General features: G+C 73.1%; 9 protein-coding genes and 1 pseudogene. 5 read left to right on the top strand and 5 right to left on the bottom strand.

What is annotated here, in order from left to right; genetic code table 11:
- Positions 1-1001, bottom strand: a pseudogene (locus tag UW392_RS18940) (hypothetical protein); the annotation flags it as partial.
- Between the two features lie 275 nt (positions 1002-1276).
- Here UW392_RS18940 and UW392_RS18935 point away from each other — a divergent pair.
- Positions 1277-1675, top strand: coding sequence for a hypothetical protein (locus UW392_RS18935; RefSeq protein ID WP_414496385.1), 399 nt, complete (start codon positions 1277-1279; stop codon positions 1673-1675).
- Between the two features lie 91 nt (positions 1676-1766).
- Positions 1767-2636 (top strand): fused MFS/spermidine synthase, encoded by an 870-nt coding sequence (locus UW392_RS18930; protein WP_320776205.1) that lies wholly within the window; start codon positions 1767-1769, stop codon positions 2634-2636.
- Positions 2637-2743: 107 nt separating this feature from the next.
- Here the strand turns inward: UW392_RS18930 and UW392_RS18925 are convergent, their stop codons facing one another.
- Complete coding sequence (locus UW392_RS18925) at positions 2744-3343, bottom strand: hypothetical protein (protein WP_320776204.1); 600 nt, start codon at positions 3341-3343, stop codon at positions 2744-2746.
- Between the two features lie 118 nt (positions 3344-3461).
- Here UW392_RS18925 and UW392_RS18920 point away from each other — a divergent pair, with 118 nt between their 5' ends.
- From UW392_RS18920 to UW392_RS18910, 3 genes are all read left to right on the top strand, one after another.
- The gene (locus UW392_RS18920) at positions 3462-4169 is read left to right on the top strand and encodes a response regulator transcription factor (RefSeq protein WP_320776203.1); all 708 of its coding nucleotides are present in this window, start codon (positions 3462-3464) and stop codon (positions 4167-4169) included.
- Positions 4166-5578, top strand: a complete 1413-nt coding sequence (locus UW392_RS18915; protein ID WP_320776202.1) for a HAMP domain-containing sensor histidine kinase — start codon at positions 4166-4168, stop codon at positions 5576-5578. The genes UW392_RS18920 and UW392_RS18915 overlap by 4 nt, the downstream gene beginning before the upstream one ends.
- Before the next feature lie 166 nt (positions 5579-5744).
- The gene (locus UW392_RS18910; RefSeq protein ID WP_320776201.1) at positions 5745-7217 is read left to right on the top strand and encodes a cellulose binding domain-containing protein; all 1473 of its coding nucleotides are present in this window, start codon (positions 5745-5747) and stop codon (positions 7215-7217) included.
- A gap of 98 nt (positions 7218-7315) precedes the next feature.
- On the opposite strand, the gene UW392_RS18905 is transcribed toward UW392_RS18910, so the two are convergent.
- From UW392_RS18905 to UW392_RS18895, 3 genes are all read right to left on the bottom strand, one after another.
- Positions 7316-8764 (bottom strand): GH1 family beta-glucosidase, encoded by a 1449-nt coding sequence (locus UW392_RS18905; protein ID WP_320776200.1) that lies wholly within the window; start codon positions 8762-8764, stop codon positions 7316-7318.
- 145 nt (positions 8765-8909) lie between these two features.
- Positions 8910-9815: a carbohydrate ABC transporter permease gene (locus UW392_RS18900; RefSeq protein WP_320776199.1), complete on the bottom strand. Its 906-nt coding sequence runs from the start codon at positions 9813-9815 to the stop codon at positions 8910-8912.
- Positions 9816-9827: 12 nt separating this feature from the next.
- Positions 9828-10835 carry a sugar ABC transporter permease gene (locus tag UW392_RS18895; protein ID WP_320776210.1) on the bottom strand — a complete coding sequence of 336 codons (1008 nt, stop codon included), beginning with the start codon at positions 10833-10835 and terminating at the stop codon, positions 9828-9830.
- Positions 10836-10837 lie beyond the last annotated feature (2 nt).

The raw sequence follows: 10837 nt of genomic DNA, 5'->3' as shown, positions 1-10837 counted from the left end.
CGCGCGGCGCGCTGCGCGGCCTGCGCGGCCCGGACGGCCTCGCGCGGGCGGCCCGCGTCCCGCGCGAGGAACGCCGTGTTGCAGAAGGCGTGCGCCTCCAGCGCGGGGTCCCCGGTCATCCGCGCGGTCGCCAGGGCCTCCGCGTAGTGGGAGCGGGCGTCCTCGAAGCGGCCGGAGTCGTGCGCCAGCCAGCCCACGGAGAGGGACAGTTCACCGGCGCCCGCGTAGAGCCGGTCCGCCGTCGCCTGGCGCATCGCCCCGGCGTCCAGCAGCGCGTACGCGGCGCGCAGCGGAGCCGCCGAACGCCGGTACAGTCCGTCGGCGCCGTGCCGGTCGTCGAGCAGCCGGATCCGGCGGACGGCGTCCTCCAGGGCACCGGCGTCGCTCGCCCCCGGGCGGCGTACGGGGCGTTCGGCCGCCGCGGCGTCCAGGGCGAGCCCGAGCGGGCCCAGCGAGGCGGCGGCCACGGTGGCGCTCCCGCCCGTCATGAAGGCGCGACGCAGCACGTCGTTCTCCTCGTGGTCGTCGTCGTGCGAGGGGTACGGGGCCCGCGGGGCGCACGGTCCGGCGGGTGCGGGTGCGGGTGCGATCGGGGGTACGGGTGCGGACAGGGGTGCGGGCGTACGGTCGTCCGCGCTGTCGGCCGGACACTGTGTACCGCCACCGCCACCGCCTTGGTCCCTGCCTTCGCCTCCGCCGCCGCGCGAGTGCCGGCCGCGGACGGTCGAGCGGGGCGCGAACCCCAGGTCGGTGAGCGTGCGGCCGGGGAACATGTGCAGGAACACCCGCTCGTAGGCGTAGTTGGGGCAGCGGATCTCGCCCGTCTCCACGCGGCCGACGTACCGCGCGTCGCAGCTGACCCGCTCGCCGATCTCCCGCGCGGCCCGGCGCACCACCGCCGCGAACTCCGCCGGCGAGCGCTGTCCGCGCAGTTGCCGGAAGACGACGTTGGGCCGCGGGGGCCGGTCGGGCTGGGGGGAGGCCGCCGTCGACGACGCCATGGCCGGGTCCTCTCGTGCGAACCGTCGAACCATGCCGGACGCAGGGCGAATTGCCAGGAACATACTGTTTGTCGTCCCGTTTCCGACGCGCACGAACCTACTCGCTGTGACGGTGTCGCCACACGGTGTTCGGCACAAAAGCGGATAACCCCTCCGTGATCCGCCATGAAGTGCCATTCTTTGCGACGGAAACGCCGTAGCCATGGACGGGTGCGGCGCGTTGAACCCTGTGGACCGGGAGACCGCCTCCGGTCCACTCGTCCAAGGAGTGTTCCGTGGTGGAGGCCGGGATGAAGACCAGCCGGATCAGCGACGCCCTCGACACGAGCGACGCGTGGGACGTCGTGACGGTGCCGACCCGGCAGGGACTGGAAGCCGTCGACATTCTCAGACGGGGGGCGGCCGACGCGGTGGGCCCCGTGCTGCACGACGACGGCCGCGGCACCCTCGGCTTCCTGGTGCCGCCGGGCACCGCCGCCGCGTGGGACGTGCCGGGCAGCACCTGTACGGAGACCGACGGCCGCGGCATGGTGCTGACCCCGCGCCGCCCGGTGCGCGGCCCCGGCTGGCTGCTGCCGCCGGAGGAGGCGGACCCGGCCACCGACCCGGCCGTGCTCCGGGCGGCCCTCGGCGAGGCGGCCCGCCTGATCGAGGCCGCGGACAACTGCCGCTGAACGTCCGCTCGCGCGTCGTCCGCTCGCGCGTCGTCCGCTCGTGGCGTCGGTCGCGACCGACGGCGTTCCGTACGCGCGCGATAATGGCCGGATGGGAAAGACCAGCAGGCCCCGGCGCGGGCGAGCCGTCGTGGAGGCCGTCGTCGAGGACGTCGACGGCGGACGCGCGGAGCTGGTCCCCGACCGCGAGCGGCCCCGGGCCCGGACCCTGCTGATCGACGGCGCCCCGCAGTCGTACGTCGACCTCGACGACCCGGCCCGGCTGGCCTTCGAGTACCAGCGGCGCATCGGACACGTCATCGACCTGGTGGCGCCGCCGGACCGCCCCGTCGACGCCGTGCACCTCGGCGGCGGCGCCCTGACCCTCGCCCGCTACGTCGCGGCCACCCGCCCCCGCTCCACCCAGCAGGTCGTCGAGCGGGACGCGGCCCTCGTCCAGCTGGTCCGGCGCGAACTCCCGCTGGACCCCGCCGCCCGTATCCGCATCCGGTCGGTCGACGCCCGCACGGGGCTCACCAAGCTGCCGCACGGCCGGGCCGACCTGATCGTCGCGGACGTCTTCAGCGGCGCCCGCACCCCGGCCCACCTGACCTCCGTCGAGTTCCTCGACGAGGTCCGCCTCGCCCTCGCGCCCGACGGGGTCTACACCGCCAACCTCGCCGACGGCCCGCCGCTCGCGTTCCTGCGGGGCCAGATCGCCACCGCCGCCGCGCGGTTCGCGCACCTCGCGCTGATCGCCGATCCGGCCGTGCTGCGCGGCCGGCGGTTCGGCAACGCGGTCCTCGTCGCCTCGGACCGGCCGCTGCCGGTCGCCGAGCTGACCCGCCGCGCCGCCTCGGACCCGGGGCCCGCACGCGTCGAACACGGCCGAGCGCTCACCGACTTCACCGGCGGGGCCGCACCCGTCACCGACGCCGTGGCGGTGGCTTCCCCCGCACCGCCGCCCTCCGTCTTCCGCTGACTGCTGACCGTGTTGATGGCCGACTGCTGATCGCTGAACCGGAAGCCGCCGAGCCGCCGAGCCGCCGAGCCGCCGAGTCGCCGAGCCGTCGAGTCGCCGAACCATCGTCAGTAGGTACCGATCTCCACGCGCGGCGGCCCGTCGTGCCACGTGCAGAAGACCGACACGCGGTCCGCGCCCGAGGAGAACTCCACCCGGATCCACGACTCCGTCTTCCACACCTGCATCGACCAGCCCGCGTCCGGCGTCGCCGACACCAGCGACGCCGAAGCCGTGCCGAGGTCGAACACCGCCCGCCCGCCGTCGGTGTCGTAGCTCTTCACCTCGCCGGAGGCGTCCGAACCACCGGAACCACCGGAGCCGCCTGAACCGGTCGCCGCGCCGGACGACGAAGGCGACCCGTCGGACGACTTCGACTTCGAGGGCTCGCCGGTCGGCTTACCGGCCGACGCGGTCGCGCCCGGCGCCCGGGAGGACCCGCTGGGCGTCGGCGTCGGCGTCGGGCTGTCCGACGGCGCGGGCCGGCTGGTCGAGGACGCCAGCGGCTTCGACTCCTGCGTGGTCGCCTCGACCGCCGTGATCGGCAGCGCGCGGGGCGGGTCGTACGCCGTGCCCGACATGACCGTGTGCACGCCCCACCACGACAGGGTGACCGCCGCGCCCGTGGCGAGCAGCCAGGCCAGTACGTGAACGAGTCCTCTGCGCATCGCGGCCATACTGCCTCACCCGCCCCACGGGTGTCGCCCGATCACCGACCCGCATCGCACACGCGGAGTTATCCACAGGCCCACACCGGGCCGTGCGGCATGGCGTACGGTGCCGCCCATGGCAAGTGTGCTCGTCGTCGAGGACGACCAGTTCGTACGCTCGGCGCTCATCCGGCATCTGACCGACGCCGCCCACACGGTGCGCAGCGTCGGCACCGCGCTGGAAGCGCTGCGCGAGGTCGCCCATCTCCGCTTCGACGTGGTGATCCTGGACCTCGGACTCCCCGACCTCGACGGCTCCGAGGCCCTGAAGATGCTGCGCGGCATCACCGACGTCCCGGTGATCGTCGCGACCGCCCGGGACGACGAGACGGAGATCGTCCGGCTGCTCAACGCCGGGGCGGACGACTACCTCACCAAGCCCTTCTCCGTGGAGCACCTGTCGGCCCGGATGGCCGCCGTGCTGCGCCGCGCCCGCGGGACCGGGGGCGGCGAGGCCCCGCCGTCCGCCGTGCTCCGGGTCGGCGGCCTCACCGTCGACCCGCTGCGCCGCCAGGCCGAGCTGGACGGGGCCCGACTCGACCTCACCCGCCGCGAGTTCGACCTGCTGGCCTTCCTCGCCGGCCGCCCCGGCGTCGTCGTCCCCCGCAAGGAACTCCTCGCGGAGGTCTGGCAGCAGTCCTACGGCGACGACCAGACCATCGACGTCCATCTCTCCTGGCTGCGGCGGAAGCTGGGCGAGACCGCCGCCCGCCCGCGCTACCTGCACACCCTGCGCGGGGTCGGCGTGAAGCTGGAGCCACCCGGGGCGGAGCTGCCCCGATGAGGTGGGCCCTGGTCAAGGTGTCGCTGGCGGTCACCGCGATGGTCGTGGTCGCCTTCGCCGTCCCGCTCGGACTGGTCATCCGCGAGATGGCCCGGGACCGCGCCTTCTCCAACGCCGAGCGGGAGGCGGCCGCCGTCGCCCCCGCGCTGTCCATCACCACCGACCGCGAGCAACTGGAGCGCGTCGTCGCCTCGGCCGGTTCCGACGACGCCGGCATGGCCGTGCACATCCCGGCCACCGGCGACGCCCCCGACGGCGTCGACATCGGCCACGAACGGGCCGCCGCCGAGGACGTCGCGGCCGTACGGAAGCTGGGCCGCGCCTCCACCACCCGGGTACCCGGCGGCGCCACCCTGCTGTCGCCCGTCGCGCTCAGCTCCGGCGAGATCGCCGTCGTCGAGGTCTACGTCCCCGAGTCCGAGGTCAGCAACGGCGTGGGCACGGCCTGGGCGGTCCTCGCCGCCGTCGGCGCCGCGCTGGTCGTCGGCTCGGTCGCCGTCGCCGACCGTCTCGGCGTGCGTCTGGTGCAGCCCGCCGAGCGCCTCGCCGAGGGCGCGCACGAACTGGGCGAGGGCAAGCTCGGCGTCCGCGTCCCGGAGGAGGGCCCGCCCGAACTGCGCTCCGCCGCCGTCGCGTTCAACTCCATGGCCGACCAGGTCGTCCAGCTCCTCGCCAACGAGCGGGAGCTGGCCGCCGACCTCTCCCACCGGCTGCGCACCCCGCTGACCGTGCTCCGGCTCAACGCCGCCTCGCTCGGCGACTCCCCGGCCGCCGACCAGACCCGCGCCGCTGTCGAGCAGTTGGAGCGCGAGGTCGACACCATCATCCGCACCGCCCGTGACGCCCGCCCGCAGACGGCCGCCGCCGGACCCGGCGCAGGGTGCGACGCCGCCGAAGTGATCCGTGAGCGCATGGGATTCTGGTCGGCGCTGGCCGAGGACGAGGGCCGCAAGTGGCGGATGGCCGGCGCCGACCGGCCGGTGCGGATACCCGTGGCCCGCGCCGACCTGGCCGCCGCCCTCGACGCGCTCCTCGGCAACGTCTTCCGGCACACCCCGGAGGGCACCGCCTTCGCCGTCGACGTGCACAACGGCGAGGACGCGGTGATCGTGCTCGTCTCGGACGCGGGCCCCGGCATACCCGACCCCGAGGCGGCCATGGCACGCGGCCGGGGCTCGGGCAGCGACGGCTCCACCGGCCTCGGCCTGGACATCGTGCGCCGCCTCGCCGAGGCCACCGGCGGGGACGTGCGGATCGGCTCCTCCGTCCTGGGCGGCACCGAGGTGCGGATCTGGGTCCAGCTCGACGGCCGCGCGGCACCCGTGCGGCGCGGGCACCGCGGGTCCGTGCGCAGGCGCAGGCAGCGTCGTCCCGGCCCCACCTTTAACCGCTCCCGATCCGTTCCTTAAGCGCACCCTAAGATCGTCAACGGCCGCCCGGAACAGGCACTTTGCCCGTTTCGGCACCGCTAGCGTGCTGCCGCACCCCCCACCCGGACCGTCCGCCGGACCGGCCACCGGAGTCTTTACCGGACCGCCCGGGGACCCCACCGTGAACAGCGAAGGCAGGCACGCGATGAGCACCCACCGACGACGGATCAGCGGCAGGAACAAGGCGATCGGCGCCGTGGTGGCGGCGGCCGTCGCGGGCGGCGGCGCGCTGCTGTTCACCGGCTCGGCCCAGGCGGCGGGCGTCGCGGCCGCGTACACCACGACCAGCACATGGGGGACCGGGTACAGCGCCCAGTACGTCGTCACCAACAACGGCGGGGAGGCGAAGAAGGACTGGACACTGGAGTTCGATCTGCCCGAGGGCGCGACGCTCGGCTCGCTGTGGAACGGCGAGAAGAGCGTGGACGGCCGGCACATCACCGTCACCGGCCCCAAGTGGGACACCGACGGCCTCGCGCCCGGCGAGTCGGCCACCGTCGGCTTTGTCGTGCAGGGCACCGGCGACCCGGCCGGATGCCTCGTCGACGGCGCCGCCTGCTCCACCGACGAGGGCGCCGCCCCCGAACCGAGCGGCCGCCCGACCGACACCCCGACGGCCACCCCCACCGACGACGCCACCACCGACCCCACCGACGCCCCCACCACCGAGCCCGAACCCACGCCCACCGTGACCGCCACCGAGGACCCCGGCAGCGGCACCACCACCGGCGCCGGGTTCGCGCCGTACGTCGACACCTCCCTCTACCCGGCCTACGACCTGGTGGCGAACGCGAAAGCGACCGGGGTGAAGGAGTACACCCTCGCCTTCGTCACCGACGGCGGCGGCTGCACCCCCAAGTGGGGCGGCGTCACCGACCTGGCGAGCGACGCGGTGGCCGCCCAGATCGGCGACCTGCGCGCGGCGGGCGGCGACGTCCGGGTCTCCTTCGGCGGCGCGGCCGGCTCGGAACTGGCCCTCGCCTGCTCCTCCGCGGACGCGCTGGCGGCGGCGTACGAGAAGGTCGTGGCCGCCTACGACCTCACCAAGGTCGACTTCGACGTCGAGGGCGGCGCGCTGCCCGACACCGCCGCCAACACCCGCCGCGCCCAGGCGATAGCGAAGCTCCAGGCCGGCCACCCCGGCCTGGACGTCTCCTTCACCCTCCCGGTGATGCCCGAGGGCCTGACCCAGCCCGGCGTCGACCTCCTCGCCGACGCCAAGGACAACGGCGTCGCCATCGACACCGTCAACATCATGGCGATGGACTACGGCGCCTCGTACAGCGGCGACATGGGCACCTACGCCGAGCAGGCCGCCACCGCCACGCAGGCCCAGATCAAGGGCGTTCTCGGGCTCGGCGACGCCGCCGCCTGGAAGGCCGTCGGGGTCACGCCGATGATCGGTGTCAACGACGTCGTCACCGAGGTGTTCAAGGTCGAGGACGCCACGCAGCTCGTGGAGTTCGCCGAGGCCAAGGGGGTCGGCTCGCTGTCGATGTGGTCCGCGACCCGCGACAAGGCGTGCGCGGGCGGCCCGAAGCAGCAGGCCGACGCCACGTGCAGCTCCATCGACCAGGCGGACGGCGCCTTCGCCAAGGCCTTCGCCGCGTTCAAGTAAGCGCACCCCGCAAGACAACAGGCGCACCCGGGAAGAACAGTGGGGCGCGGCACCCCGTCGGTGCCGCGCCCCGCTTCCCCGTTCCCCCGGTCAGGTGGTCAGGTGGTCTGGCCGGCCGTCTCCACCGGCGGCAGCGAGCCCGTCCGCGCCGCCTCGCCGTACCACAGGGCGCTCGACTTGGGCGTGCGCTCCAGGGTGACGTAGTCGACGTAGACGCCGCCGAACCGCTTCTCGTAGCCGTAGGCCCACTCGAAGTTGTCCATCAGGGACCACAGGTAGTAGCCCCGCACGTCCGCGCCGTCCGCGAGGGCGCGGCGGACCGCCGACAGGTGTCCGTGCAGGTAGGCGACGCGCTCCGGGTCGTGGACGCGGCCGTCGGCGTCCGGCTTGTCGTCGTAGGCGGCGCCGTTCTCGGTGATGAACAGCTGGAGGCCGGGGGCCTCCCGCGAGTAGCGCATGATCAGGTCGTAGAGGCCGGTCGGGTCGACCGTCCAGCCCATCTCCGTCTGCTCGCCCGGCGTCTGGTGGAAGGCCACGTCGTCGGCGGCCGGCCACGGCGTGAAGGAGCTGCTCCCGTGGCCGTCGGCGCGCGGACCGCGCGCGTCGGCGTCGGCCGCGGAGACCAGGGTCGGGGTGTAGTAGTTCAGGCCGAGCGCGTCCAGCGGCTGGTGGATCGCCGCGAGGTCGCCGTCCTTGACGTGGGACCAGTCGGAGACCGACGCGGTCGCCTCGAAGAGGTGCTCGGGGTAGGCGCCGTGCAGGACCGGGCCGTGGAAGATGCCGCCGGACAGATCGTCGATCTTGCGGGCCGCCACCAGGTCCTCCGGGCGCTGCGACAGCGGCCGGACGACGGAGGTGTTCAGGCTCAGCGCGATCGAGTTGCGGGCCGGCATCACCGAGCGCAGGGCACTCGTCGCGAGGCCGTGCGCCAGGTTGAGGTGGTGGGCCGCGCGCAGCACGGCCGCGTGGTCGGTGCGGCCGGGGGCGTGCACACCGGAGCCGTAGCCCAGGAAGGCGCTGCACCAGGGCTCGTTCAGCGTCATCCACTGCTCGACGCGGTCGCCGAGCGCCTCGCCGACGATCTGCGCGTACTCGGCGAAGCGGTACGCCGTCTCCCGCTCGGGCCAGCCGCCGGCGTCCTCCAGCTCCTGCGGCAGGTCCCAGTGGTAGAGGGTGAGGGCCGGCTTGATGCCCTTCTCCAGCAGCTCGTCGACCAGGCGGCGGTAGAAGTCCAGGCCGCGCTGGACGGCGGGGCCGCGGCCGGTGGGCTGGACCCGGGACCAGGAGACGGAGAAGCGGTAGGCGTTGAGGTTCAGGCCCGCCATGAGCGCCACGTCGTCGCGGTAGCGGTGGTAGTGGTCGACGGCGACGTCACCGGTGTCGCCCCCGGCGGTCTTGCCCGGGGTGTGGCTGAAGGTGTCCCAGATCGACGGGGTACGGCCGTCCTCCCGTACCGCCCCCTCGATCTGGTACGCGGAGGTGGCCGCGCCCCAGAGGAAGGCGGGCGGGAAGGACACCGGGGTCTCCGGTGTGGCGGACTCAGGCATGGAAGCGCTCCCATAGGAGGTCGGCGGAGGTCACGAAGACCGACGGTTCAACGGAAGGAGGGGGGAAGAAGGGGGAGGTGAGGGGCCGGAGCCGCGGTGATCCGGCCCCCGTGCGACAGGATGCCAGCCTTCGGGTGACGCGAGGTCAGCCCTTGACCGCACCCTGCATGATGCCGCCCACGATCTGCTTGCCGAAGATGGCGAAGACGATCAGCAGCGGCAGCGTGCCGAGCAGCGCTCCCGCCATGATCAGGGCCTGGTCGGGGGTGTAACCGCGGCCCAGTCCCGCGATCGCGACCTGCACGGTCGGGTTGCCGTTCTGGGTCAGCACCAGGAACGGCCACAGGAAGTCGTTCCACGTCTGTACGAACGTCAGCATGCCCAGCACGGCCATCGCGGGCCGCGCCGCCGGGAACACCACGTGCCACACCACGCGCCAGCTGCTGGCGCCGTCGACACGGGCGGCCTCGATGATCTCGTCGGGCAGCGCCTGGAGCAGGTACTGCCGCATGAAGAACACACCGAACGCGCTCACCAGCGACGGGAAGATCACCGATTGGAGCTGGTCGGTCCAGCCCAGCTCGGCGACCATCATGTACAGCGGGATGATGCTGAGCTGCGGCGGCACCATCATCGTGCCGACCACGATCAGCATCAGCGCGTTGCGCCCCCGGAACCGCAGCTTGGCGAAGGCGAACCCGGCGATCGTCGACATGACCACGATGGTGAGCGCCGAGACGCCCGCCACGATGGTGGTGTTGAGGAACGCCTCGCTCAGATTGGCGTCGGTCCAGGCCAGCTCCAGCTTGTCGAACAGGTTCGCGCCGAACCAGAGCGGCGGCGGGGTCTGCGCCAGGCGCTGGTTGTCGCGCGAGGCGGCGATCGCCGTCCACACCAGCGGTGCGAGCGAACCGAACGTGAACAGGGCGAGGATGATGTAGGCGATCGGACCGGCGTGCATGTGCCCGCCCGCGCGGGACGCCTTGGAGCCCCGGGCCCGCCGCGGGGGCGGGGCCGGATCGGCCGGGGGTTTGGTCAGGGTCGTCGTCACGGCCGGTTCTCCTTAACTACTGGCGCGCAGCCGGCGCGAGATGACGGAGTTGACGATCCCGATCACGATGAGGATCAGGAACATCGTCCAGGCGATCGCGGAGGCGCGGCCCAGGTGCTGGTTGATCCAGCCCTGCTCGTACAGGTAGAGCCCGAGCGTCTGGAACTGGTGCTGGGAGCCGCCCGAGGCGCCCTTGTTCGCGTCGAACAGCAGCGGCTCGCCGAAGAGCTGGGAGGCACCGATGGTCGAGACGATCACCGTGAACAGGATCGTCGGGCGCAGCGAGGGCAGCGTGACGTGGAGGAACTGCCGCCACCGGCTGGCACCGTCCAGTGCCGCCGACTCGTACAGGTCCTGCGGGATCGCCTGCATCGCGGCCAGGTAGATCAGCGCGTTGTATCCCGTCCAGCGCCAGATGACGATGGAGGAGACGGCGAGCTGCGACGCCCAGTGCTCGTTCTGCCAGTCGATGTTGTCGACGCCGACCAGGCCCAGGACCCAGTTGATCATCCCGTAGTCACGGCCGAACAGCAGCACGAAGACCAGCGACGCGGCGGCGATCGACGTCGCGTACGGCGCGAGCATCGCGACCCGCCAGAACGTCGAGCCACGCAGCTTGTAGTTGAGGATGTGGGCGAGGCCCATGGCCATCAGCAGCTGCGGCACCGTGGAGATGATGCCGATGGTCAGCGTGTTCCGCGCGGCGTTCCAGAAGAACTCGTCGTCGAAGATACGGGTGTAGTTCTTCATGCCGACCCAGCTCATGTCGGTCGGCGCGGTCAGCTCCACCTGGTGCAGCGAGGCCCAGCCCGTGTAGATCAGCGGGAAGAGGCCGAACGCCAGGAAGAGCAGGAAGAACGGCGAGACGAAGGCGTACGGGCTCCACCGCAGGTCGCGCTGCCAGCGCCGGGAGAGCTTGGCCCGCTTCCTCGCCGCCTCCGGTGAGGCCCCGGCCGGCTCACGGCCCGGGGCCGCGCCCCCCTTGACGGGGGGCGCGGCGGTTTCGTGCTCGGTTGCCATTC

Source organism: Streptomyces sp. CRN 30 (assembly GCF_034105845.1).
Note: the sequence above shows the minus strand (reverse complement) of the source record. Positions and strands in the feature narration are given on the sequence as shown.

Coding starts and splice junctions, on each gene's coding strand:
- UW392_RS18905 (WP_320776200.1), bottom strand. CDS start 8,764: ATGCCTGAGTCCGCCACACCGGAGACCCCGGTGTCCTTCCCGCCCGCC.
- UW392_RS18925 (WP_320776204.1), bottom strand. CDS start 3,343: ATGCGCAGAGGACTCGTTCACGTACTGGCCTGGCTGCTCGCCACGGGC.
- UW392_RS18915 (WP_320776202.1), top strand. CDS start 4,166: ATGAGGTGGGCCCTGGTCAAGGTGTCGCTGGCGGTCACCGCGATGGTC.
- UW392_RS18930 (WP_320776205.1), top strand. CDS start 1,767: ATGGGAAAGACCAGCAGGCCCCGGCGCGGGCGAGCCGTCGTGGAGGCC.
- UW392_RS18920 (WP_320776203.1), top strand. CDS start 3,462: ATGGCAAGTGTGCTCGTCGTCGAGGACGACCAGTTCGTACGCTCGGCG.
- UW392_RS18910 (WP_320776201.1), top strand. CDS start 5,745: ATGAGCACCCACCGACGACGGATCAGCGGCAGGAACAAGGCGATCGGC.
- UW392_RS18895 (WP_320776210.1), bottom strand. CDS start 10,835: ATGGCAACCGAGCACGAAACCGCCGCGCCCCCCGTCAAGGGGGGCGCG.